The following is a 25176-nucleotide window of genomic DNA, read 5'->3' on the forward strand; positions in this document are numbered from 1 at the left end:
GCTGTGCCGCAGAACCCCGGGGGCCGGCCCCCCAGGCAGCCCGGGCCGGCCCGCCGCCGCGTCCCCGAGCCCGCCCGCCCCCCGGCCCGCCCCGCCCGCCTGAAGGCCGCCGGCGACCGGCCCCTGCGGCTCGGCAGCCCCCGGCCCCGGCTGCGCATGGTCGGTTTCGGCCTCACGCTCGTCCTGCTCGTCTTCACCGTCCGGCTGCTGCAGGTACAGGCCTTCGACGCGAGCGCCTACGCGGCCCGCGCCAACGTCAACCGGTACATTCCGGTCACCCTGGCCGCCGAGCGGGGCACCATCACCGACCGCTCCGGGGTCGACCTCGCCACCACCGTCGACGCCTACGACATCACCGCCGCGCCCGACCTGCTGACCCCCGAGCGCATCAAGACCGAGGGCGCGGCGCGCCGGGCCGCGGCCCTGCTCGCGCCCGTCCTCGGCGAGCGCCCCGCCGTCCTGGAGCAGAAGCTCACCGCCAACCCCAAGTCCAAGTACGTCGTCCTCGCCCGCCGGCAGCCCCCCAGGGTCTGGAACAAGATCAAGGAGCTCAAGAAGGCGGCCGCCGCCCGGGCGCAGCGCAAGGAGGGCGCCGACGTCCTCGCCGGGGTCAACAGAGAACCGCACAGCAAGCGCGTCTACCCCAACGGCGGCCTCGCGGCCGGGATACTGGGCTTCGTGAACGCGGAGGGCCGCGGGGGCGGCGGCATCGAGGCCCAGTTCGACGGTGTCCTGGCCGGCCGGGACGGCAAGCTCGTCTACGCCCAGTCCGGCGGCCGCCAGGTGCCCACCGGCGACGTCAAGGAACAGCCCGCCGTGCCCGGCTCCGACATCGAGCTGACCATCGACCGGGACATCCAGTGGGCCGCCCAGAACGCCATCGCCCGGCAGGTGCAGGAGTCCGCCGCCGACCGCGGCTACGTCGTCGTCCAGGACAACCGCACCGGCGAGATCCTCGCCATGGCCAACGCCCCCGGCTACGACCCTAACGACCTCGCCCACGCCGACGGCGACGCCCTCGGCAACGCCGCCCTGCAGGACGCCTACGAGCCCGGCAGCGTCAGCAAGGTCATGACCATGGCCGCGGTCCTGGAGGAGGGCGCCGCCACCCCCACGACCCACGTCGAGGTGCCCAACCGGCTGCCGCGCGCCGACCGCTCCTTCGCCGACGACGTCGACCACTCCACCTGGCACCTGACGCTCAACGGCGTGCTCGCCAAGTCCAGCAACATCGGCACGATCCTCGCCGCCGAGCAGCTCGGCAAGGACCAGGGCCGGGCGAACCAGGTCCTCCACTCGTACCTGCGGAAGTTCGGCATCGGCGAGCCCACCGGCCTGGGCTTCCCGGGCGAGACGCCCGGCATCCTCGCCCCGCCGGCCAAGTGGCAGGGCTCCCGGCAGTACACCATCCCCTTCGGCCAGGGCCTCTCGCTCAACGCCGTCCAGGCGGCCTCCGTCTACTCCACGATCGCCAACGGCGGCGAGCGCATCCGGCCCACCCTCGTCCGCGGCACCAAGGGACCCGACGGCCGCTTCACCCCCGCGCCCGTCCCCGAGCGCACCCGGGTCATCAGCGACCGCACCGCCCGGGAGCTCGCCACGATGCTGGAGTCCGTCGTCGACGACCGCGAGGGCACCGGCACCAAGGCCAAGATCCCCGGCTACCGCGTCGCGGGGAAGACCGGCACGTCCAACCGGGTGGACCCGCAGACCGGCCGCTACCACGGCTACACCGCCTCCTTCGCCGGCTTCGCCCCCGCCGACCAGCCGCGCCTCACCGTCTACTGCGCCATCCAGAACCCCACCAAGGGCAGTTACTTCGGCGGCCAGATCTGCGGACCCGTCTACAAGCAGGTGATGGAGTTCGCCCTGAAGACCCTGCAGGTACCCCCGTCCGGCACCCAGCCGCCCCGGCTGCCGGTGAGCTACGACGACGAGTGAGCCGGGGGCCGGCGTGACGACCATCACTCCCGATCCCGGGAACCGCGGCGCGGGGCGCCCCTCGCTTCGCGACGGGGCGGGTGCGCCCGGTACGCTCACCGCCGTGCCACACGCTGATCAGTCCCGCCCCAGCCCCCAGGGCGCCCCCGCCGCGTCGCAGGGTGCGCCCCGCCCCACCCACGTCCGCCCCGCGTCCCTCGCGGAGCTGGCCGGTCAGCTGGGCATCCCCGCGCCGCAGGCCCCCGGGGCCGCCGTCACCGGCATCACCCACGACTCGCGCGCCGTGCGCCGGGGCGACGTCTACGCCGCCCTGCCCGGAGCCCGCTTCCACGGTGCCGACTTCGCCCCCCAGGCCGCGGGCCTCGGCGCCGTCGCCGTGCTGACCGACGCCGCGGGCGCCGAGCGCGCCGCCGCCACGGGCCTGCCCGTGCTGACCGTGGCCGACCCGCGCGCCGTCATGGGCGAGCTGGCCGCCACCATCTACGGCCGGCCGGGCGAGGAGCTGCTCCAGATCGGCATCACCGGCACCTCCGGCAAGACCACCACGGCCTACCTCATCGAGGGAGGACTGCGGGCGGCCGGCGCGAAGACGGGCCTGATCGGCACCGTCGAATCGCGGATCGGCGACGAGCGGATCAAGTCCGAGCGCACCACCCCCGAGGCCACCGACCTGCAGGCGCTCTTCGCCGTCATGCGCGAGCGCGGCGTCGCCTCGGTCGCCATGGAGGTCTCCAGCCACGCCCTGCGGCTCGGCCGCGTCGACGGCTGCGTCTTCGACGTCGCGGTCTTCAACAACCTCAGCCCGGAGCACATGGAGTTCCACTCCGGCATGGAGGACTACTTCCAGGCCAAGGCGGAGCTCTTCACCAAGGCCCGCAGCCGCGCCGGCGTCGTCAACCTCGACGACGCGTACGGCCGCCGGCTCGCCGCCGGCGAGTCCGAGGTGCCCGTCACCACGTTCTCCGCCGAGGGCCACCCCGACGCCGACTGGCGCGCGGCCGACGTCGAGATCGGCCCGTTCGACTCCGTCTTCACGATCCTGGGCCCCCGCGGCGAGCGGATCCGGGCCAAGGCGCCCCTCGCCGGCCCGTTCAACGTCGCCAACGCCCTCGCGGCCGTCGTCGCCCTCGTGGCCGCCGGAATCGACCCGCAGACCGCCGCCGACGGCGTCGCCGCCGTCCCCGGCGTGCCCGGCCGCCTGGAGCGCGTCGACGCCGGCCAGCCCTACCTCGCGGTGGTCGACTACGCCCACAAGACGGACGCCGTCGAATCGGTTCTCCGGGCGCTGCGCAAGGTCTGCGAGGGCCGCATCCACGCCGTCCTCGGCTGCGGCGGCGACCGCGACACCACCAAGCGCGCCCCGATGGGCGCGGCCCTCGCCCGGCTCGCCGACACCGCGGTGCTGACCTCCGACAACCCCCGCTCCGAGGACCCGCTCGCGATCCTCGCCACGATGCTGCAGGGCGCCGCCGAGGTGCCCGTCCACGAGCGCGGCACCGTCCTGCTGCTGGAGGACCGGGCCGACGCCATCGCCGCCGCGGTCGCCCGGGCCGAGCCCTCCGACATCGTCCTCGTCCTCGGCAAGGGCCACGAGCAGGGCCAGGACATCAACGGCGTCGTCCGCCCCTTCGACGACCGCCAGGTGCTGCGCGAGGCCGTCGAAGCCGCGCAACAGCGCTCGTTGACCACGCACCGGAACGACCAGGGATGACAGACCGCCATGCGCGCACAACCCTCCCCCCGGAAGCCCTCCCGAACGGCCGGAGGTAAATCTCAGTGATCGCTCTGTCCCTCGCCGAGATCGCCGCCATCGTCGGCGGGCAGCAGCACGACATACCGGACCCGGACGCCCGGATCACCGGTCCCGTCGTGATCGACTCCCGGGCGGTCGAGCCCGGCAGCCTCTTCGCCGCGTTCGCCGGGGAGCACGTCGACGGCCACGACTACGCCGAGCGCGCCGTCGAGGCGGGCGCGACGGCCGTGCTGGCCGCCCGCCCCGTCGGCGTCCCCGCGATCGTGGTCGCCGACGTCGAGCGGGCGCTCGGCACCCTGGCCCGCGCCGTCGTCGAACGGCTGGGCACCACCGTCGTCGGCATCACCGGCTCCGCCGGCAAGACCAGCACCAAGGACCTGATCGCCCAGCTGCTGGAGCACCTGGGCGCCACCGTCTGGCCCCCCGGCTCGCTCAACAACGAGATCGGCCTGCCGCTCACCGCGCTGCGCGCCACCGAGGAGACCCGGCACCTGGTCCTGGAGATGGGCGCCCGCGGCATCGGCCACATCCGCTACCTGGCCGAGCTCACCCCGCCGCGCGTCGGCGTCGTCCTCAACGTCGGCACCGCCCACGTCGGAGAGTTCGGCGGCCGCGAGCAGATCGCCGTGGCCAAGGGCGAGCTCGTCGAGGCGCTGCCCGCCGCCGCGGACGGCGGCGTCGCCGTGCTCAACGCCGACGACCCGCTCGTGCGCGCCATGACGTCCCGCACGAAGGCCCGCGTCCTCCTCTTCGGCGAGGCCCCCGACGCCGACGTGCGCGCCGAGGACGTCCACCTGACCGCCACCGGGCAGCCCGCCTTCACGCTTCACACACCCACCGGGTGCGCCGACGTGACCATGCGGCTGTACGGTGAGCACCACGTGTCGAACGCGCTCGCCGCGGCCGCCGTCGCCCATGAGCTGGGCATGCCCGCAGAGGAGATCGCCTCCGCGCTCTCCGGGGCGGGCCAGCTCTCCCGCTGGCGCATGGAGGTCACCGAGCGTGCGGACGGCGTGACGATCGTCAACGACGCCTACAACGCGAACCCCGAATCCATGCGAGCCGCGCTGCGCGCGCTGGCCGCCATGGGCGCAGCCGCTGCGGCGAAGGGGGCGCGCACGTGGGCGGTGCTCGGCCGGATGGCCGAGCTCGGTGAGGAGTCGCTCGCCGAGCACGACGCGGTCGGACGGCTCGCCGTCCGGCTCAATGTCGGCAAGCTCGTGGCAGTCGGGGGCAGGGAAGCGGCCTGGCTGCAGATGGGCGCCTATAACGAGGGTTCGTGGGGTGAGGAGTCGGTGCACGTGTCCGACGCGCAGGCGGCGGTCGACCTGTTGCGCAGCGAGTTGCGCCCGGGTGACGTCGTGCTGGTGAAGGCGTCCCGGTCGGTGGGGCTGGAGTGGGTGGCCGAGCAGCTGCTCGCCGTCGACGGTGAGGTCGCCGGCTGATGAACCAGATCCTCTTCGCGGGCGTCATCGGTCTCTTCCTGACCCTCATCGGCACCCCGCTGCTGATCAAGTTCCTCGCCCGCAAGGGCTACGGCCAGTTCATCCGCGACGACGGTCCGCGCGGCCACGCCGGGAAGAAGGGCACGCCCACCATGGGTGGCATCGCCTTCATCCTGGCCACCCTGATCGCCTACGCCCTGACGAAGGTCATCACCAGCCACGAGCCGACCTTCTCCGGCCTGCTGGTGCTGTTCCTGACGGCGGGCATGGGCCTCGTCGGCTTCCTCGACGACTACATCAAGATCGTCAAGCAGCGGAGCCTGGGCCTGCGGGCCAAGGCGAAGATGGCCGGCCAGCTGATCGTCGGCATCGCCTTCGCCGTGCTCGCGCTGCAGTTCGCGGACACCCGCGGCCAGACCCCGGCCTCCACCCGGCTCTCCTTCACCCAGGACTTCGGCTGGTCCGTCGGCCCGGTCATCTTCGTGGTGTGGGCGCTGTTCATGATCCTCGCGATGTCGAACGGCGTGAACCTCACCGACGGCCTCGACGGCCTCGCCACCGGCGCCTCCGTGATGGTCTTCGGCGCGTACGTCTTCATCGGCACCTGGCAGCACGGCCAGTCCTGCGGCAACCCGCTGACCGCCGGCGCCGCCTGCTACGAGGTGCGCGATCCGCTCGACCTCGCCGTCGTCGCCTCGGCCCTGATGGGCTCCTGCTTCGGCTTCCTGTGGTGGAACACCTCGCCCGCCAAGATCTTCATGGGCGACACCGGCTCGCTCGCCCTCGGCGGCGCGCTGGCGGGTCTGGCGATCTGCTCCCGCACCGAGCTGCTGATCGCCCTCCTCGGCGGTCTGTTCGTCCTGATCACCATGTCCGTGGTGATCCAGGTCGGCTCGTTCCGGATGACCGGGAAGCGCGTCTTCCGGATGGCTCCGCTGCAGCACCACTTCGAACTCAAGGGGTGGAGCGAGGTCCTCGTGGTGGTCCGCTTCTGGATCATCCAGGGCCTGTGCGTGGCCATCGGCCTCGGAATCTTCTACGCGGGATGGCTGGCCATCAAGTGAACCCCTCTCTCTGGAGCGGCAAGAACATCACCGTCGCCGGCCTCGGCGTGAGCGGCATCAGCGCCGCCCGCGCCCTGGCCGGCCTCGGCGCCCGGGTGACGGTCGTCGACGGCGGCGACGGCCCGCGGCTGCGCGAGCGCGCCGCGGGCCTCGAAGCCGAGGGGATCACCGTCCGCCTCGGGGACGCGGAGAGCCTGCCCGAGGGCACGGAGCTCGTCGTCACCTCCCCGGGCTGGAAGCCGTCGAGCCCGCTGTTCGCGGCCGCCGCCGAGGCCGGCGTGGACGTCGTGGGCGACGTCGAGATCGCCTGGCGCCTGCGCGGCGAGAACGGCCGCGAGCCGGCCGCCTGGCTCGCGGTCACCGGCACCAACGGCAAGACCACCACGGTCCAGATGCTGGCCTCGATCCTGAAGGCCGCGGGCCTGCGCACGCGCGCCGTCGGCAACATCGGCACGCCGATCATCGACGTGGTGCTGGGCGACGAGGAGTACGACGTCCTCGCCGTCGAGCTCTCCAGCTACCAGCTGCACTGGGCGCCGTCCGTCCGCGCCCACTCCGCGGCCGTCCTGAACCTCGCCCCCGACCACCTCGACTGGCACGGCTCCATGAAGGCCTACGCCGCCGACAAGGGCCGGATCTACGAGGGCAACCAGGTCGCCTGCGTCTACAACGCCGCCGACCCCGCCACCGAGCACCTGGTACGCCAGGCCGACGTCGAGGAGGGCTGCCGCGCCATCGGCTTCACCCTCGGCGCCCCCGGCCCGTCCATGCTCGGCGTCGTCGAGGGCATCCTCGTGGACCGCGCCTTCGTCGAGGACCGGCGGACGACCGCGCAGGAGCTCGCCGAGGTCTCCGACGTGAAGCCCGCGGCCCCGCACAACGTCGCCAACGCCCTCGCGGCCGCGGCCCTGGCCCGCGCCTTCGGCGTGGAGCCCGCGGCCGTCCGGGACGGCCTGCGCGCCTTCCGCCCGGACGCCCACCGCATCGCCCACGTCGCGGACGTCGCCGGCGTCGCGTACGTGGACGACTCCAAGGCCACCAACACCCACGCCGCCGAGGCGTCCCTCGCGGCCTACGAGTCGATCGTGTGGATCGCCGGCGGCCTCGCCAAGGGCGCCACCTTCGACACCCTCGTCACCAAGGCCGCCAAGCGGCTGCGCGGCGTCGTCCTCATCGGGGCCGACCGCGCCCTGATCGCGGAAGCGCTGGCGCGACACGCCCCGGATGTCCCGGTCGTCGACCTCGACCGGACCGACACTGGGGCGATGGCCGCGGCCGTGCGGGAAGCCGCGCGGCTCGCCGGGCCGGGGGACACCGTGCTCATGGCCCCGGCCTGCGCCTCGATGGACATGTTCACCGACTACAACAAGCGCGGCGAGGCCTTCGCCGAGGCGGTGCGGGACCTGGCCGGCCAGGAGCCCGGCGGCGGCGCGGGCGCCTGACGGCTCGGCCCCGAGCGGCAGCCCGGAGCCTCCCGGACCGGGAAGCTCCGGGCCGGTCCCGGTGGTGCGGCCGCACGCCGCCGGAGACGACCGAAGGGGACACCCCGATGCACGCGGACGACACCCTGGGGCGGCCGTCCGGCCCCTGGACGGCCCTGCGCGGCCCCGTCGCGCGCTCCGGGCCCGCCCGGGCGGGCCGCCCGCGGCCCTCAGCGGCCCGTGGAGGCGGCGCGGGGCGCGGCGGGCCCCGGCGGCCCGGCCCGCCCCGCGGCACCCTGCTGGGCGGCCTCAGACAGCTCCACAGGCGCGCCAAGCGGGCCTGGGACCGCCCGCTGACCGCCTACTACCTGGTGATGGGCGGCTCCCTGCTGATCACCGTGCTCGGCCTGGTCATGGTCTACTCCGCCTCGCAGATCAAGGCCCTGCAGAACGGCCTGCCGCCCACCTTCTTCTTCCGCAAGCAGCTCCTGGCGGCCGCGATCGGCACCGTGATGCTGCTGGTGGCCGCGCGCATGCCCGTACGGCTGCTGCGGGTCTTCGCCTACCCCGCGCTCGCCGGGTCGCTCTTCCTGCTCTGCCTGGTGCAGGTGCCCGGCATCGGGCAGACCATCAACGGCAACACCAACTGGATCTCCCTCGGCGGCCCGTTCCAGCTCCAGCCGAGCGAGTTCGCCAAGCTCGCCCTGGTGCTGTGGGGCGCCGACCTGCTGGCCCGTAAACAGTCCAAGAAGCTGCTCACCCAGTGGAAGCACCTGCTCGTGCCGCTGGTGCCCGTCACCTTCGTGCTGCTCGGCCTGATCATGCTGGGCGGCGACATGGGGACCACCGTGGTGCTCACCACGGTGCTGCTCGGGCTGCTGTGGGTGGCAGGGGCGCCCACCCGGCTGTTCGCCGGGGTCTTCGGCGTCACCGCCGTGCTGGCCGTCCTGTTCATCAAGACCAGCGCCAACCGGATGTCCCGGCTGGCCTGCATCGGGGCCACCGACCCCGGCGACCACGACCAGTGCTGGCAGGCCGTGCACGGAATCTACGCCCTGGCCAACGGCGGCTGGTTCGGGGCCGGGCTCGGAGCGAGTGTGGAGAAATGGGGCGAACTCCCCGAACCTCACACGGACTTCATCTTCGCCATCACCGGCGAGGAGCTGGGTCTGGCGGGGACGCTGTCGGTGCTCGCCCTGTTCGCGGCTCTAGGCTATGCGGGTATCCGCGTGGCCGGACGCACGGAGGACCCCTTCGTGAGGTACGCCGCGGGAGGTGTGACCACCTGGATCACGGCCCAGGCCGTGGTCAACATCGGTGCGGTGCTCGGCCTGCTGCCGATCGCCGGTGTCCCGCTCCCGCTGTTCTCCTACGGAGGGTCCGCCCTGCTGCCGACCATGTTCGCCATCGGGCTGCTGATCGCCTTCGCGCGCGACGAACCCGGTGCGCGGGCGGCGCTGGCCATGCGGCAGCCTGGGGTGAGATGGAAGACGATGAGACGGCGCGTCAAGAAGCGACCGTCCGGAGAGCGGTGAATTTCGGTGCATGTCGTACTCGCCGGTGGGGGGACCGCCGGCCACATCGAGCCCGCGCTCGCCCTCGCGGACGCCCTGCGCAGGCAGGACCCGACCGTGGGGATCACGGCGCTCGGCACGGAGCGGGGCCTGGAGACCCGGCTCGTGCCCGAGCGGGGCTATGAGCTGGGTCTCATCCCCGCCGTACCGCTGCCCCGCAAGCCCACGCCCGAGCTGATCACCGTCCCCGGGCGCCTGCGCGGCACGATCAAGGCGGCCGAGCAGATCCTGGAGCGCACCAAGGCGGACTGCGTGGTCGGCTTCGGCGGCTACGTTGCCCTGCCCGGCTACCTGGCCGCCAAGCGGCTCGGCGTGCCGATCATCGTGCACGAGGCCAACGCCCGGCCCGGCCTCGCCAACAAGATCGGCTCGCGCTACGCCGCCGGGGTCGCGGTCTCCACCCCGGACAGCAAGCTGCGCAACGCCCGCTACGTGGGCATCCCGCTGCGCCGCACCATCGCCACGCTGGACCGGGCCGCCGCCCGGCCCGAGGCGCGGGCGTACTTCGGGCTCGACCAGAACCTGCCCACGCTGCTGGTCTCCGGCGGCTCGCAGGGCGCCCGCCGGCTCAACGAGGTCATCCAGGCCGTCGTCCCGTTCCTGCAGCGCGCCGGCATCCAGATCCTGCACGCGGTCGGCCCGAAGAACGACCTGCCGCATGTGGACAACATGCCCGGAATGCCGCCCTACATCCCGGTACCGTACGTGGACCGGATGGACCTCGCGTACGCCGCGGCCGACATGATGCTCTGCCGCGCGGGCGCGATGACCGTCGCCGAGCTGTCCGCCGTCGGGCTGCCCGCCGCCTACGTCCCGCTGCCCATCGGCAACGGCGAGCAGCGGCTGAACGCCCAGCCGGTGGTCAAGGCCGGCGGCGGACTGCTGGTGGACGACGCCGAGCTGACGCCCGAATGGGTGCAGCAGCACGTGCTCCCGGTCCTCGCCGACCAGCACCGGCTGTACGAGATGTCCCGCGCCGCCTCCGAGTTCGGCCGCCGGGACGCCGACGACCTGCTCGTCGGCATGGTGTACGAGGCGATCGCCGCCAAGAGAAGGGGCTGAGCCCCCGGAGCAGGAGGCTGGACAGTGGCCGGACCGACGACCGCCCGGCGCGGTGGCGCGAAGAGCAAGAAGTCGGTGCGGCCCGGATCCGGTGGCAGGGCGGCCCCTTCCCGGCCGGCGGGGAAGCCGGCCGGGAGGCCGCCGGGGCGCGGTCCGCACCGCCCCGGCCTCCGCTCCGGACTGCCGCGCGGCCGCCGGCTGATCCTCTGGGCGGTGGCCGCCGTGCTCGCCGGCGGTGCCGCCGGATGGGCCCTCTACGGCTCCACCTGGCTGCGCGCCACCCGGGTGGAGGTCTCCGGCACCCGGGTGCTGACGCCCGATGAGGTGCGGGCCGCCGCCGACGTGAAGCTCGGCGGCCCGCTGGTCTCCGTGGACACCGACGCCATCGAGGAGCGGCTGCTCGCCGCCCTGCCGCGGATCGAATCGGTCAATGTCGAGCGCTCCTGGCCGCATGCGGTCGGCCTGAAAGTGGTCGAGCGGCAGCCGAAAGCGATCGTCCAGGACACTTCGGACTCCGCGAAGCGCGGGAAGTTCATCGAAATCGACGGCGCGGGCGTGCGGTTCGCCACAGTCGATCAAGCTCCGCGGGGCGTCCCCAGGCTGACCGTGGAGCCCTCGGCGACCGCCGAGGCCAGCCTGCGCCGGTTCGGCCCGGAGCGGCTGGAGCGCGAGGGCGTCCGGGTCGCCGAGGCCCTGCCGGCGGAGGTCAGGGCGGACACCCGGGCCATCCGCGTACGCTCGTACGACTCCATCACCCTGGAGCTGACGGGCGACCGGACGGTCGTGTGGGGGAGCGGCGAACGGGGTGAGGCGAAGGCGCGCGCGCTGACCGCTCTGCTGAAGGCCGCGCGGGGGGCGGACCACTTCGACGTGAGCGCCCCCAGCGCTCCCGCGGCGTCCGGGAGTTGACGGCCGGGGTGGCCGGGCAGCACCCTGACTGGCTACGGCTATGGGTGATCACATAGGGTGAAAAGAAAAACGGGAGGTTCGGCGTGTTCGTTGAACGCGCGCGGCTTGTCGACTTACTGTCCTGTTCGGAGAACCCCAGCGAACAGCGGCACCGGTAACCCTAAACTTCACGTTGAGGGTTCGGGTCGGCACTGAACCGTCCCCCAGGCATACGTAACTCGAGGCGAGAGGCCTTCGACGTGGCAGCACCGCAGAACTACCTCGCAGTCATCAAGGTCGTCGGCATCGGCGGCGGTGGCGTGAACGCCATCAACCGGATGATCGAGGTCGGTCTCAAGGGCGTCGAGTTCATCGCGATCAACACCGATGCACAGGCCCTGCTGATGAGCGACGCCGATGTGAAACTCGATGTCGGCCGTGAGCTCACCCGCGGCCTCGGCGCCGGCGCCAACCCCGACGTCGGCCGCAAGGCCGCCGAGGACCACCGCGAGGAGATCGAGGAGGTCCTCAAGGGGGCCGACATGGTCTTCGTGACCGCGGGCGAGGGCGGCGGCACCGGCACGGGCGGCGCCCCGGTCGTCGCCAACATCGCCCGTTCGCTGGGTGCCCTGACGATCGGTGTGGTCACCCGCCCGTTCACCTTCGAGGGCCGCCGCCGCGCGAACCAGGCGGAGGACGGCATCGCGGGTCTGCGCGACGAGGTCGACACCCTCATCGTGATCCCGAACGACCGGCTGCTGTCCATCTCGGACCGCCAGGTGAGCGTGCTCGACGCGTTCAAGTCCGCGGACCAGGTGCTGCTGTCGGGCGTCCAGGGCATCACCGACCTGATCACCACCCCGGGCCTGATCAACCTCGACTTCGCGGACGTCAAGTCCGTGATGTCCGAGGCGGGCTCGGCGCTCATGGGCATCGGCTCGGCGCGCGGCGACGACCGCGCGGTGGCCGCGGCCGAGATGGCGATCTCCTCGCCGCTGCTGGAGGCGTCCATCGACGGCGCCCGCGGCGTCCTGCTCTCCATCTCCGGCGGCTCCGACCTCGGTCTCTTCGAGATCAACGAGGCCGCCCAGCTGGTCAGCGAGGCCGCGCACCCCGAGGCCAACATCATCTTCGGCGCCGTCATCGACGACGCCCTGGGCGACGAGGTCCGGGTCACCGTCATCGCCGCCGGCTTCGACGGCGGCCAGCCGCCGGCCAAGGGCAGCCGCGACAAGGTGCTCGGCTCCTCCTACGGCTCCGGTCGCGAGGAGAGCACGCCGGCCGCGGCGGCACCCCGCCCGGCCGGCCCGGCCGAGCCGGTCCGCCCGTCCTTCGGCGGCCTCGGCAACGTCACCCCGCGCACCGAGGAGCCCGCCTCCGACCCGGTGCCGGTCAACGAGCTCCCCCCGCCGCCGGTCTCCTCCCCGCAGGTCCCGCCGGCCCGCCCGTACCAGGACTCGACCGCCGAGGAACTGGACGTTCCGGACTTCCTCAAGTAGGACCACGAGCGAGTGAGCGGCATAGGACAACAGCACGCAGTGACACCGGAAGCTGTGCCGGCTGAAAAGCACGCGAGCGGCGCGCACTTCGCCTTCACCGACAGGTGGGGCGGGGTGAGCGCCGCTCCGTTTGACGAGCTCAACCTCGGCGGCGCGGTCGGCGACGACCCCGCCGCCGTCCGGGCCAACCGGGAGCGCGCGGCGGTCTCGCTCGGCCTCGACCCGGCGGACGTCGTCTGGATGAACCAGGTGCACGGCCGGGACGTGGCCGTGGTCGACGGTCCGTGGCAAAGCGGTGAGGTCCCCGCGGTCGACGGAGTGGTGACGGCCCGCCGGGGTCTGGCCCTCGCGGTCCTGACCGCCGACTGCACCCCGGTGCTCCTGGCCGACCCGGTCGCCGGAGTCGTGGGCGCGGCCCACGCCGGCCGCCCGGGCCTGGTCGCCGGGGTGGTTCCCGCGACCGTCGAGAAGATGATCACTCTCGGCGCGGACCCCGCCCGGATCGTCGCCCGCACCGGCCCCGCGGTCTGCGGCCGGTGCTACGAGGTGCCGGAGGAGATGCGGGCCGAGGTCGCCGCGGTCGTGCCCGAGGCCTGGGCCACCACCCGGCAGGGAACCCCCGCTGTGGACGTGACCGCGGGAGTCCGGGCCCAACTCGCCCGGCTCGGCGTGATGATGAGCGGACAATCTCACATCTGCACGCTGGAGTCGGCTGATCACTTCTCGTACCGGCGCGAGCGCACGACGGGGCGACTTGCTAGCTATGTCTGGTTGGACTGAGGGCTGTGACGGACCGCAGAACGGAACTCGCTGACAACCTGGCCCGCGTGGAGGAACGTATCTCCATGGCCTGCGCCAAGGCGGGCCGCCCGCGCGAGGAGGTGACCCTGATCGTGGTCACCAAGACCTACCCCGCCTCCGACGTGCGGCTGCTCGCCGGGCTCGGGGTGCGGCACGTCGCGGAGAACCGGGACCAGGAGGCCGCGCCGAAGGCGGCCGAGTGCGCGGACCTGCCACTCACCTGGCACTTCGTCGGACAATTGCAGACGAACAAGGTTCGTTCGGTGGCGAGTTATGCCGACTTTGTGCATTCGGTCGACCGGGCCCGGCTCGTCACCGCACTCTCGGCCGCGGCCGTGAAGGCCGGCCGGACCCTGGACTGCCTGATTCAGGTGGCACTTGACGCAGAGTCGGGTGAAAGGGGCGAAAGGGGAGGGGTCGCTCCTGACGGTGTGACGGAACTCGCCGACGTCCTCGCCGCGGCCGAAGGGGTGCGCCCCGCGGGCCTGATGACGGTGGCTCCGCTCGTCGGAACATATGCCGGGCGACCGCGGGCCGCCTTCGAGCGGCTCATGGAAATCTCAACGGGCCTGCGCGCGGCCCATCCTGCTGCGAACATGGTGTCAGCAGGGATGAGCGCGGATCTGGATGACGCCGTGGCCGCCGGAGCGACACATGTACGTGTCGGATCGGCGGTACTCGGAGTCCGACCCAGGCTCGGGTAACGTCGCCAAGAAGTCGGACCACAGCAAAAAATATGGTCATTCCCGTCAGAAGGCGGGCAGACCGCGTGGATCCAAGGCGCCGTTGACGGAGCCGATCCACCACAGAGCGGAGGACGCAGAGAATGGCCGGCGCGATGCGCAAGATGGCGGTCTACCTCGGCCTCGTGGAGGACGATGGGTACGACGGCCCGGGGTTCGACCCCGACGACGAGTTCGAACCCGAGCCGGAGCCCGACCGACGCAGGCAGCAGCATCAGCAGCAACACCTCGCACAACAGACGCAATCGGACGAACCGGTTCGAGTCGCCCAGCCGCCTGCACAGCGCGAACCCGCTCCGCTCACAGCGGAAACGGGACGACCCGCCCGAATCGCCCCCGTGGCGTCCATCACACCCGAACGCCACTCTCTGGAGAAGAACGCACCGGTGATCATGCCCAAGGTTGTGTCCGAGCGGGAGCCGTACCGCATCACGACATTGCACCCCCGGACCTACAACGAAGCCCGTACCATCGGGGAACACTTCCGCGAGGGCACCCCGGTGATCATGAATCTGACGGAGATGGACGACACGGACGCGAAGCGACTTGTCGACTTCGCCGCCGGCCTCGTCTTCGGTCTCCACGGCAGCATCGAGCGGGTGACGCAGAAGGTGTTCCTGCTGTCTCCTGCTAACGTCGATGTCACGGCGGAGGACAAGGCCCGCATCGCAGAGGGTGGGTTCTTCAATCAGAGCTGAGACGCAATACCTGGCGACACCGGGAGAATGACGGCCGAACAGGCCGGGTACGAGCAAGGGGAGAGGGAAGCGCGAGATGAGCATCGCACTACAGGTGATCTACATCGCGCTGTATTGCTTCCTGTTTGTACTGATCTTCCGACTGGTGATGGATTACGTCTTCCAGTTCGCTCGCTCATGGCAACCCGGTAAGGCGATGGTGGTCATCCTTGAGGCCACCTACACTGTCACCGATCCGCCACTCAAGCTTCTGCGGCGGTTCATTCCGCCGCTGCGTCTCGGGGGCGTGGCGCTCGACCTGTCCTTCTTCGTATTGATGATTATCGTCTTCATCCTGATCCGCGTCGTGGAGCAGGTGTGAACGATACGGTCTTGCCGATTGCCGACGACTACGTTGAGGTGAAGAAGAGATGCCGTTGACCCCCGAGGACGTGCGGAACAAGCAGTTCACGACCGTCCGTCTCCGAGAAGGCTATGACGAGGACGAGGTCGATGCCTTCCTGGACGAGGTCGAGGCCGAACTGACCCGTCTGCTCCGCGAGAACGAGGACCTTCGCGCCAAGCTGGCCGCCGCCACGCGTGCCGCCGCGCAGAATCAGCAGCAGGGCATGCGCAAGCCCGAGCCGCAGGACCAGCGACCCGGCGGGGCTCCGGTGCCCGCCGCCATATCGGGACCGCAGCCGGTGCCGCCGCAGCAGCAGCCGATGGGCGGCCCGCCGCAGCTGCCGGGCGGTGCCCCGCAGCTTCCGGCCGGCCCGAGCGGTCACGGCCACGGTCCCCAGGGTCCGCACGGTCCCGGCCCGATGGGGCAGAACGGTCCCGGTCCGATGGGTCAGAACGGTCCCGGCCCGATGGGTCAGAACGGTCCGATGGGCGGCCCGATGGGCGGTCCCATGGGTCAGAACGGTCCGATGGGTCAGAACGGAATGGGGCAGAACGGTCCTATGGGTCAGAACCCCATGGGCCAGAACGGTCCCATGGGCGGCCCGCAGCTGCCGCAGCCGGGTCAGGGCCCGGGCGGCGACAGCGCTGCCCGCGTGCTCTCGCTCGCCCAGCAGACCGCTGACCAGGCGATCGCGGAGGCCCGTTCCGAGGCCAACAAGATCGTCGGCGAGGCGCGCAGCCGCGCCGAGGGCCTGGAGCGGGACGCCCGCGCCAAGGCCGACGCCCTGGAGCGGGACGCGCAGGAGAAGCACCGCGTCGCGATGGGCTCCCTGGAGTCCGCCCGCGCCACGCTGGAGCGCAAGGTCGAGGACCTGCGCGGCTTCGAGCGCGAGTACCGCACGCGTCTGAAGTCCTACCTGGAGAGCCAGCTGCGCCAGCTGGAGAACCAGGCGGACGACTCGCTGGCCCCGCCCCGCAACCCCAACACCCCGTCGCTGCCCGCGGCCCCCTCGATGAGCGGGTCGATGGCTCCGGCAGGTGCGGGCATGGGCGGCCACAGCATGGGCGGAAACCCGTCCATGGGTGGCAACACCTCGATGGGCGGCAACACCTCCATGGGCGGCCCGTCCTACGGCGGTCAGCAGCAGATGTCCCCGGCGATGACCCAGCCGATGGCACCGGTACGGCCGCAGGGCCAGCAGCCGATGCAGCAGGCGCCGTCCCCGATGCGGGGCTTCCTCATCGACGAGGACGACAACTGACGGCCGCCTCCGGCCGCTAGTCGGCAGTCGGTCGGTCGGCAGTCATAAAGGGCCGGGCCCCTGGGAAATCCCAGGGGCCCGGCCCTTTTGTGCGCTTCTTTCGGCTGCCCGGCCATGGGATGTCGGGCAATACGACATATGACAATTGCCGGGCGAGGGAAACCCTCGCCCGGCAATTGTCGGTTTTATCAGGCCTTGGTCTCGTTGTTCTTACGGAGGCGGAACGTCAGGGAAAGGGCTTCGTCGGTGAAGGCCTCACCGTAGGAGCCGTCGGCCTCGCCCTCGGCGAAGTCCGTCGCCAGGACCTCGTCGGCAATGAGCGCCGCGTGGTCCGAAAGGGCCGTACGGACTTCCTCGTCCGCCGACTGCCAGCGCAAGGCGATCCGGTCGGCGACGTCGAGGCCGCTGTTCTTGCGGGCCTCCTGGATGAGCCGGACCGCGTCGCGGGCCAGACCCGCGATGCGCAGCTCCGGGGTGATCTCCAGGTCGAGCGCCACCGTCGCACCCGAGTCCGAGGCCACCGACCAGCCCTCGCGCGGGGTTTCGGTGATGATGACCTCGTCGGGGGAGAGGGCGACCTGCTCGCCGTCGACCTCGACCGAGGCCGTGCCCTCGCGCAGCGCCAGCGACAGCGCCGCGGCGTCGGCCGCGGCGACGGCCTTGGCGACCGCCTGGACGCCCTTGCCGAACCGCTTGCCCAGGGCACGGAAGTTGGCCTTGGCGGTGGTGTCGACCAGGGAACCGCCCACCTCGGAGAGGGAGGCGAGGGAGGAGACGTTGAGCTCCTCGGTGATCTGCGCGCGCAGCTCGGCGCCCAGCTCCTCGAAGCCGGCCGAGGCCACCAGCGCGCGGGAGAGCGGCTGGCGGGTCTTGACGCCGGACTCGGCGCGCGTGGCGCGGCCCAGCTCCACCAGGCGGCGGACGAGCAGCATCTGCTGCGACAGCTTCGGGTCGACGAGGGCGGCGTCCGCCACCGGCCAGCCGGCCAGGTGGACCGACTCCGGGGCCTGCGGGTCGACGGGGACGACCAGGTCCTGCCAGACGCGCTCGGTGATGAACGGCACCAGCGGGGCCATCAGCCGCGTCACGGTCTCGACGACCTCGTGGAGGGTGCGCAGCGCGGCCGCGTCGCCCTGCCAGAACCGGCGGCGCGAGCGGCGCACGTACCAGTTGGACAGGTCGTCGACGAAGGCGGACAGCAGCTTGCCGGCGCGCTGGGTGTCGTAGGCCTCCATGGCCTCGGTGACCTGGCCGACGAGGGCGTTGAGCTCGCCGAGCAGCCAGCGGTCCAGCAGCGGGCGGTCGGCCGGGGCCGGGTCCGCGGCGCTGGGCGCCCAGCCGGACGTGCGGGCGTAGAGGGCCTGGAAGGCGACCGTGTTCCAGTAGGTGAGGAGCGTCTTGCGGACGACCTCCTGGATGGTGCCGTGGCCCACGCGGCGCGCGGCCCACGGGGAGCCGCCGGCGGCCATGAACCAGCGGACGGCGTCGGCGCCGTGCTGGTCCATGAGCGGGATCGGCTGGAGGATGTTGCCCAGGTGCTTGGACATCTTCCGGCCGTCCTCGGCGAGGATGTGGCCCAGGCAGACGACGTTCTCGTACGACGACTTGTCGAAGACGAGGGTGCCGACGGCCATCAGCGTGTAGAACCAGCCGCGGGTCTGGTCGATGGCCTCCGAGATGAACTGCGCCGGGTAGCGCTGCTCGAAGAGCTCCTTGTTCTTGTACGGGTAGCCCCACTGCGCGAACGGCATCGAGCCCGAGTCGTACCAGGCGTCGATGACCTCCGGCACGCGCACGGCCGTGTGGGCGCAGCCCTCGGCGGTGCAGGTGAAGGTGACGTCGTCGATGTGGGGGCGGTGCGGGTCCAGGCCGCTCTGGTCGGCGCCGGTGAGCTCGGAGAGCTCCGCCAGCGAGCCGACGCAGGTGAGGTGGTTCTCCTCGCAGCGCCAGATGGGCAGCGGGGTGCCCCAGTAGCGGTTGCGGGAGAGCGCCCAGTCGATGTTGTTGTTCAGCCAGTCGCCGAAGCGGCCGTGCTTGACCGACTCGGGGAACCAGTTGGTCTTCTCGTTCTCCTCGAGCAGCCGGTCCTTGATCGCGGTGGTGCGGATGTACCAGGACGGCTGCGCGTAGTAGAGGAGCGCGGTGTGGCAGCGCCAGCAGTGCGGGTAGCTGTGCTCGTAGGCGATGTGCTTGAAGAGCAGGCCGCGCTCGGAGAGGTCCGCGACGAGCTTCTCGTCGGCCTTCTTGAAGAACTGGCCGCCGACGAGGCCGAGGCCCTCCTCGAAGGTGCCGTCCGGGCGGACCGGGTTGACGACCGGCAGGCCGTAGGCACGGCAGGTCCTGAGGTCGTCCTCGCCGAAGGCGGGCGCCTGGTGGACCAGACCCGTGCCGTCCTCGGTCGTCACGTACTCGGCGTTGACGACGAAGTTGGCGCCCTCCAGCTCGACCAGGTCGAACGGGCGGCGGTAGGCCCAGCGCTCCATCTCGCGGCCGGTGAAGGACTGCCCGGTGGCCGTCCAGCCCTCGCCCAGGGCCTTCTCCAGCAGCGGCTCGGCGACGACGAGCTTCTCGTTGCCGTCGGTGGCGACGACGTAGGTGACGTCGGGGTGCGCGGCGGCGGCGGTGTTGGAGACCAGCGTCCAGGGGGTGGTCGTCCACACCAGCAGCGAGGCCTCGCCCGCGAGCGGGCCGGACGTCAGCGGGAAACGGACGAAGACGGACGGGTCGACGACCGTCTCGTAGCCCTGGGCCAGCTCGTGGTCGGACAGGCCGGTGCCGCAGCGGGGGCACCAGGGGGCGACGCGGTGGTCCTGGACGAGGAGGCCCTTGTTGAAGATCTCCTTGAGCGACCACCACACGGACTGGACGTACTCCGGGTCCATCGTGCGGTACGCGTCGTCCAGGTCGACCCAGTAGCCCATGCGGGTGGTGAGCTCGGCGAAGGCGTCCGTGTGGCGGGTGACGGACTCGCGGCACTTGTCGTTGAAGGCCGCGATGCCGTACGCCTCGATGTCCTGCTTGCCCGAGAAGCCCAGCTCCTTCTCCACCGCGAGCTCGACCGGCAGGCCGTGGCAGTCCCAGCCGGCCTTCCGGCCGACGTGGTAGCCCTGCATCGTGCGGAAGCGGGGGAAGACGTCCTTGAAGACGCGGGCCTCGATGTGGTGCGCGCCCGGCATGCCGTTGGCGGTGGGCGGGCCCTCGTAGAACACCCACTCGGGGCGGCCCTCGGACTGTTCGAGCGTACGGGCGAAGATCTTCTGCTCGCGCCAGAACTCGAGCACGGCGTGCTCCAGGGCGGGCAGGTCGACCTGAGCGGGTACCTGGCGGTACTGCGTCATCGGCTTCCTCCGGCGGGACGTTTGGTGCGCTGTCCGTCGGAGGGACGAGACGCGCCTGCGCGCTCCCGCGGTACCACCCTCCTTGGCCGCCGGCCCGATGGCCCCCGGCCCCCTCATTAGGGTCGCGACGCCGGCTCTACTGACCCCTGGGGCGACCCCGGGGGCGTTCTTCCGGCGGCTCCGGGCTGATCTTCACCCCGCGCACACCTCCGGGCTCGCACCGTCCCCGGATCGCTCATGGCTGCGTGCGGCGCTACTCGTCCCATCCACGCCTTTCGCTGCGCCCAGTGTACGGGGCGGGACCGGACGCGGCCCACCGGTTTCGGCCGGGGCCGGGCGGGGGACCGGCGCAGTCCGATTACAGGGCCGGGGGCGGGGCACAACCGATGAGACCGGCGTGCCCCGTTGCCGCGTGCCCGGTGGAGTTTTATCGTTCCGGCACGATTCGCGCGCAAGATCATAAAATGTGAAGGGGCCGCGGTCATGGTGGCGAAGAGAGCGGCAGCGGAGGCGGCGTCCGCCGCGGACGCCGCTTCCGCGAAGGCCGCCCGGGGCGGCGGGAAGACAGCGAAGGCCGCCGCGCCGGCGAAGAAGGCCCCCGCCGGGGGTGCGGCCGGGGCGGCCAAGAAGGGAACGCCGAAGGCCGCCGGGGGCGGGGGGAAGGCTGCGGAGAAGGCTGCCGCGGCCAAGAAGGTGTCCGCCGCGAAGAAGGCGGCCCCGGCGAAGAAGGCTGTCCCCGCGAAGAAGACTGCCGCCGGAAAGAAGGCGGCACCCGCCGCGAAGGCGGCCGCCCGGGCATCCGGGGCGGGGTCCGCCCCGCCGAAGAAGGCCGCGGGGAAGAAGGCGGCGGCCGCGCCTTCCGCGAAGAGGGCCGCCGCTGAGAAGGCGGCGGCGCCCGCCAAGAAGGCCGCTGCCAAGAAGGCGGCGGCCGCGCCCTCCGCGAAGAAGGCCGTCACCAAGAAGGCGGCACCCGCCAAGGAGAGCGCTGCCGTGGCATCGGGGACGGGCACGGCCTCGTCCAAGAAGGCCGCGGGGAAGAAGACTGCGCCCGCACCGTCTGGGAAGAGGGCCGCCGCTGAGAAGGCGGCGGCGCCCGCCGAGGAGGCCGCTGCCCGGGCCTCCGGGGCGGTCGCGGCCTCGTCCAAGAAGGCGGCGTCCGCGCCTTCCGCGAAGAAGGCCGTCGCTAAGAAGGCGGCATCTGCCAAGGAGAGCGCTGCCCGGGCGTCCGGGGCGGGTTCCGCGGCGTCGAAGAAGGCCGCGGCCGCGCCCTCCGGGAAGAAGGCCGCCACCAAAAAGGCGGCCGCCGCCAAGAAGAGCGCTGTCCGGGCGACCGGGCCCGAGGCAGGGTCCTCTGTCAAGAGGGCCACCGAGAAGGCCGCGCCCCGCGGCAACGCAGGTCCTGCCAAGGGGCCGGCTTCCGGCAACAAGGCCGACCCCGCACAAGAAGCCGCACCTGCCCAGAAGGCGGTGCCCCCTGAGAAGACGGGAGCCAGGACGGTGGCTGCGAAGAAGACCATGGACGGGACACAGGCCGCCCGGAAGGTGCCGGGAGCCCGGACGGGGCCCGCGGAGCCCGGTGAGCTGGCCGTGCGGCCGGGGGAGGAGCCCTGGTCTCCCGCGGAGGTGGCCGAGGCCCGTACGGAGCTGCAGAGCGAGGTGCTGCGGCTGCGCGCGGAGATCGCCCACTCCCAGGAGGCGATCAGCGGCCTGATGCGCGATTCGGGCGACGGCGCGGGCGACGACCAGGCCGACACCGGCACCAAGAACATCACCCGGGAGCACGAGCTGGCGCTGGCGGCGAACGCCCGCGAGATGCTGGACCAGACCGAGCGCGCGCTGGAGCGCCTGGACGCGGGCACCTACGGGCTCTGCGAGAACTGCGGGAAGCCCATCGGGAAGGCCCGCATGCAGGCCTTCCCGCGGGCCACGCTGTGCGTGGAGTGCAAACAGCGCCAGGAACGCCGCTGACCCGCCCGTGCGCGTGTGCCGTACCCTCGTCCTCAGTCAGGCAGGCCCTGGCCCACCGGGACGACGTCGAAGGACTCACGTGACAGAGGCGGAACAGACCACCACCGGCACACCGGCGGCCGCGGCGGACGCCACGGCCAAAGGCAGGCGGCGCATCGGGGTGCTCCTGGCCGTGGCCGCCTTCGCGTACCTCCTGGACCTGGGCAGCAAGCTGCTCGTGGTCGCCAAGCTGGAGCACCACGACCCGATCGAGGTGATCGGCACGTGGCTGCAGCTGGAGGTCATCCGCAACCGCGGCGCCGCCTTCGGCATCGGCGAGGCGATGACGATCGTCTTCACGGTGATCGCCTCCGCCGTGATCGTGGTGATCGCCCGGATCGCCCGGAAGCTCTACAGCCTGCCGTGGGCGATCGCGCTGGGCCTGCTGCTCGGCGGCGCGCTGGGCAACCTCACCGACCGCCTGTTCCGCTCGCCGGGCGGTTTCCAGGGCGGTGTGGTCGACTTCATCGCGCCGTCCGGCTTCGCGGTCTTCAACCTCGCCGACTCCGCGATCGTGTGCGGCGGTTTCCTGATCGTGATCCTGTCCTTCCGCGGTCTGGACCCGGACGGCACGGTCCACCAGGACTGAGCCCGGGGCGGGGGTGTCGCACCCGTCCGTCATACTCGACGGGTGAGCACCATTCCCGAGATCCGCGCCCTGCCCGTACCCGACGGCCTGGAGGGCGAGCGCGTCGACGCCGCAATCGCCCGTATGTTCGGCTTTTCCCGCACCAAGGCGGCCGAGCTGGCGGCCGCGGGCAAGGTCCAGCTCGACGGTGCGGAGGCCGGGAAGTCCGACCGGGTGACCGGCGGGGCCTGGCTGGAGGTCGAGATGCCCGCCGCGCCCGCGCCGGTGCAGATCGTCGCCGAGCCCGTCGAGGGCATGGAGATCGTCCACGACGACGACGACATCGTCGTGATCGTCAAGCCGGTCGGCGTGGCCGCGCACCCCAGCCCCGGCTGGACGGGCCCGACCGTCATCGGCGGCCTGGCCGCCGCGGGCTACCGCATCTCCACCTCCGGCGCCGCCGAGCGCCAGGGCATCGTCCACCGCCTGGACGTCGGCACGTCGGGCCTGATGGTCGTCGCCAAGTCCGAGCGCGCCTACACCCTGCTCAAGCAGCAGTTCCGCGAGCGCACGGTCGACAAGCGCTACCACACGCTGGTCCAGGGCCACCCGGATCCGATGAGCGGCACCATCGACGCCCCCATCGGCCGCCACCCCAACCACGACTACAAGTGGGCCGTCACCGCCGACGGCAAGCCCTCGGTCACCCACTACGACCTGATCGAGGCCTTCCGCGCCGCCAGCCTGCTGGACGTGAAGCTGGAGACCGGCCGCACGCACCAGATCCGCGTGCACATGGCCGCCCACCGCCACCCCTGCGTCGGCGACCTCACCTACGGCGCCGACCCGACCCTCGCCAAGCGCCTCAAGCTCACCCGCCAGTGGCTGCACGCGGTGCGGCTCGGCTTCGAGCACCCCGAGGACGGCCGCTGGGTCGAGTTCGCCAGCGACTACCCCGAGGACCTGCAGCGCGCGCTGGACACGGTGCGCGCCGAGAGCGCGTAGGCCGGCCGGGGCCCGTGAGGCGGGCCGGGAGCGAGTGAGGCAGGCTGGAGGCCTGCTCGACCGCACCGACCCGCCCGGAGGGCCTCCGTGGACCAGCTCGCGCTGCTGTTCGTCCTGTTGTTCGGCGCGCTGGTGACGGTCCCGGTGGGGGACCGGCTGGGGCTGCCGCCCCCGGTGCTGATGACGCTCGGCGGGATCGTCCTCGCCCTGCTGCCGTTCGTGCCCAACGTGGCCGTCCCGCCGGAGTTCATCCTCCCGCTGGTGCTGCCGCCCCTGCTCTACGCCTCCGCCCAGCGCACCTCGTGGCGGCAGTTCGCGGCCAACCGGCGGCCGATCTTCCTGCTGGCGGTGGCCCTGGTCTTCGTCACCACCGCGGCCGTGGCCGCCGTCGCGAACGCGATCGTGCCCGGCATCTCCCTCGCCGCGGCCGTCGCCCTCGGCGCGCTCGTCGCCCCGCCCGATCCGGTCGCCGCGACCGCCGTCGCGGGTTCCCTGGGGCTGCCGCGCCGCCTGGTCTCCATCCTGGAGGGCGAGGGCCTCTTCAACGACGTCACCGCCATCGTGCTCTACCACGTGGCCGTCGCGGCCGCCGTCAGCGGCGGCTTCTCGCTGCCGAAGGCGGCCGGCGAGCTGGTGCTGTCCGCCGTGGTGGCCGTCGCGGTCGGCCTGGCCCTCGGCTGGGCCGCCAAGCGGCTGATGGACGTCCTCGGCGACGCCACGCTCCAGATCGGGCTCACCCTGCTGGTGCCGTTCGTCGCCTACGTCCTCGCCGAGGAGTTCAAGGGCTCGGGCGTGCTCGCGGTGCTGACCACCGCGCTCTTCCTGGCCGAGTACGCGACCGACGCCGACGACGTCCTCGGACGGCTGGCCGGGCACACCTTCTGGGAGATCATCGACACGCTCGTCACCGGCGTCGCCTTCGGCCTCGTCGGCCTGGAGCTCCACAACGCCCTCGCCACCGCGGCCGGCCGCTGGGGCGAGATGCTGGGCATCGGCGCCGTCGTCGTCGCGGTCGTCGTGGGCGTCCGGCTGCTGTGGCTGCTGCCCGCCGCCTGGCTGGCCAAGAAGCTGCACAAGGGCCGTGACGTCCACGAGGACGTCCCGATGAGCTGGCGCGAGACCGTCGTGATGTGGTGGGCCGGGATGCGCGGCGTGGCGTCCGTGGCCCTCGCCCTGGCCATCCCCCTCACCACGGACGACAAGCACCGCTTCCCCGCCCGGGACGAGATCCTCTTCATCGCCTTCGCCGTCATCGTCTCCACCCTCGTCGTCCAGGGCCTGACCCTGCCCCGGCTGGTCAGGTGGCTCGGGGTGCGCGCCGACTCCGAGGCCGGCCGGGAACTGGAGCGGCAGCTGGCCGTCCGCGCGGCGAAGGCGGCCCGGCACCGCCTCTGGGAGATCGTGGAGGAGGAGGACCTCCCCGAGGACGTGATGGAGATGCTGGGCCGGCGCGCCTTCGACATGGGCGCCCGCATCAGCCCCGAGATGGTCGACGAGGAGCGCCGCGAGGCGCACGCGCAACGCATCGACCGGCTGCGGACGATCCAGCGGGTGCAGGGGGAGCTGATGTCGGCGGCGCGGCGCGAGGTGCTGGCGGCACGCAGCGAGCCGGGCTCGGACCCGGAGGTCGTGGACCGGGTCCTGCGCCACTTGGACGTCCGCAGCCTGCGCGGCTGACGCGGTTGTCCCTACGGGGTTCGCCCGGTTGTCCGTACGGGATGCG

At 72.2% G+C, this 25176-nt stretch carries 19 protein-coding genes; 18 read left to right on the forward strand and 1 reads right to left on the reverse strand.

Annotated elements, in window-relative coordinates; all coding sequences use genetic code 11:
- The first annotated feature begins 3 nt into the window (after positions 1–3).
- From ACOTKD_RS06440 to ACOTKD_RS06505, 14 genes are all read left to right on the forward strand, one after another.
- The gene (locus ACOTKD_RS06440; RefSeq protein WP_424887874.1) at positions 4–1941 is read left to right on the forward strand and encodes a peptidoglycan D,D-transpeptidase FtsI family protein; all 1938 of its coding nucleotides are present in this window, start codon (positions 4–6) and stop codon (positions 1939–1941) included.
- A 13-nt stretch (positions 1942–1954) separates the two neighbouring features.
- The gene (locus ACOTKD_RS06445) at positions 1955–3652 is read left to right on the forward strand and encodes a UDP-N-acetylmuramoyl-L-alanyl-D-glutamate--2,6-diaminopimelate ligase (protein ID WP_424887875.1); all 1698 of its coding nucleotides are present in this window, start codon (positions 1955–1957) and stop codon (positions 3650–3652) included.
- Positions 3653–3717: 65 nt separating this feature from the next.
- A complete protein-coding gene (locus ACOTKD_RS06450) occupies positions 3718–5139 on the forward strand; it encodes a UDP-N-acetylmuramoyl-tripeptide--D-alanyl-D-alanine ligase (RefSeq protein ID WP_424887876.1) in 1422 nt (473 codons plus the stop codon).
- On the forward strand, positions 5139–6203 hold the full coding sequence (gene mraY / locus ACOTKD_RS06455) for a phospho-N-acetylmuramoyl-pentapeptide-transferase (protein ID WP_030364703.1): 1065 nt from the start codon (positions 5139–5141) through the stop codon (positions 6201–6203). The genes ACOTKD_RS06450 and mraY overlap by 1 nt, the downstream gene beginning before the upstream one ends.
- Entirely contained in the window at positions 6185–7645 is a 1461-nt protein-coding gene (murD, locus tag ACOTKD_RS06460) for a UDP-N-acetylmuramoyl-L-alanine--D-glutamate ligase (RefSeq protein WP_424887877.1), read from the forward strand. The genes mraY and murD overlap by 19 nt, the downstream gene beginning before the upstream one ends.
- A gap of 107 nt (positions 7646–7752) precedes the next feature.
- Positions 7753–9159 (forward strand): putative lipid II flippase FtsW, encoded by a 1407-nt coding sequence (ftsW, locus tag ACOTKD_RS06465; RefSeq protein ID WP_424887878.1) that lies wholly within the window; start codon positions 7753–7755, stop codon positions 9157–9159.
- Between the two features lie 6 nt (positions 9160–9165).
- Positions 9166–10260, forward strand: a complete 1095-nt coding sequence (murG, locus tag ACOTKD_RS06470) for an undecaprenyldiphospho-muramoylpentapeptide beta-N-acetylglucosaminyltransferase (RefSeq protein ID WP_424887879.1) — start codon at positions 9166–9168, stop codon at positions 10258–10260.
- Between the two features lie 24 nt (positions 10261–10284).
- Positions 10285–11169: a cell division protein FtsQ/DivIB gene (locus ACOTKD_RS06475; protein ID WP_424887880.1), complete on the forward strand. Its 885-nt coding sequence runs from the start codon at positions 10285–10287 to the stop codon at positions 11167–11169.
- Positions 11170–11408: 239 nt separating this feature from the next.
- Positions 11409–12647, forward strand: a complete 1239-nt coding sequence (gene ftsZ / locus ACOTKD_RS06480; RefSeq protein WP_424887881.1) for a cell division protein FtsZ — start codon at positions 11409–11411, stop codon at positions 12645–12647.
- A 54-nt stretch (positions 12648–12701) separates the two neighbouring features.
- Entirely contained in the window at positions 12702–13427 is a 726-nt protein-coding gene (pgeF, locus tag ACOTKD_RS06485) for a peptidoglycan editing factor PgeF (RefSeq protein ID WP_424887882.1), read from the forward strand.
- A gap of 5 nt (positions 13428–13432) precedes the next feature.
- The gene (locus ACOTKD_RS06490; RefSeq protein ID WP_424887883.1) at positions 13433–14152 is read left to right on the forward strand and encodes a YggS family pyridoxal phosphate-dependent enzyme; all 720 of its coding nucleotides are present in this window, start codon (positions 13433–13435) and stop codon (positions 14150–14152) included.
- Positions 14153–14274: 122 nt separating this feature from the next.
- Positions 14275–14889 (forward strand): cell division protein SepF, encoded by a 615-nt coding sequence (locus tag ACOTKD_RS06495; protein WP_030364711.1) that lies wholly within the window; start codon positions 14275–14277, stop codon positions 14887–14889.
- Between the two features lie 76 nt (positions 14890–14965).
- Positions 14966–15250: a YggT family protein gene (locus tag ACOTKD_RS06500; RefSeq protein ID WP_030364712.1), complete on the forward strand. Its 285-nt coding sequence runs from the start codon at positions 14966–14968 to the stop codon at positions 15248–15250.
- A gap of 49 nt (positions 15251–15299) precedes the next feature.
- On the forward strand, positions 15300–16535 hold the full coding sequence (locus ACOTKD_RS06505; protein ID WP_424887884.1) for a DivIVA domain-containing protein: 1236 nt from the start codon (positions 15300–15302) through the stop codon (positions 16533–16535).
- Between the two features lie 188 nt (positions 16536–16723).
- On the opposite strand, the gene ileS is transcribed toward ACOTKD_RS06505, so the two are convergent.
- Complete coding sequence (ileS, locus tag ACOTKD_RS06510) at positions 16724–19873, reverse strand: isoleucine--tRNA ligase (RefSeq protein ID WP_424887885.1); 3150 nt, start codon at positions 19871–19873, stop codon at positions 16724–16726.
- A 483-nt stretch (positions 19874–20356) separates the two neighbouring features.
- Here ileS and ACOTKD_RS06515 point away from each other — a divergent pair, with 483 nt between their 5' ends.
- The 4 genes from ACOTKD_RS06515 to ACOTKD_RS06530 all read left to right on the forward strand — a co-directional run bounded on the left by ACOTKD_RS06515 (position 20357) and on the right by ACOTKD_RS06530 (position 25130).
- Positions 20357–21841, forward strand: coding sequence for a TraR/DksA C4-type zinc finger protein (locus tag ACOTKD_RS06515; RefSeq protein ID WP_424887886.1), 1485 nt, complete (start codon positions 20357–20359; stop codon positions 21839–21841).
- Positions 21842–21920: 79 nt separating this feature from the next.
- On the forward strand, positions 21921–22469 hold the full coding sequence (gene lspA / locus ACOTKD_RS06520; protein ID WP_194960945.1) for a signal peptidase II: 549 nt from the start codon (positions 21921–21923) through the stop codon (positions 22467–22469).
- A 42-nt stretch (positions 22470–22511) separates the two neighbouring features.
- The gene (locus ACOTKD_RS06525) at positions 22512–23453 is read left to right on the forward strand and encodes an RluA family pseudouridine synthase (protein ID WP_424887887.1); all 942 of its coding nucleotides are present in this window, start codon (positions 22512–22514) and stop codon (positions 23451–23453) included.
- A gap of 87 nt (positions 23454–23540) precedes the next feature.
- The gene (locus ACOTKD_RS06530; RefSeq protein ID WP_424887888.1) at positions 23541–25130 is read left to right on the forward strand and encodes a Na+/H+ antiporter; all 1590 of its coding nucleotides are present in this window, start codon (positions 23541–23543) and stop codon (positions 25128–25130) included.
- Positions 25131–25176 lie beyond the last annotated feature (46 nt).

Source organism: Streptomyces sp. XH2 (assembly GCF_049725035.1).
GTDB lineage: Bacteria > Actinomycetota > Actinomycetes > Streptomycetales > Streptomycetaceae > Streptomyces > Streptomyces roseoverticillatus.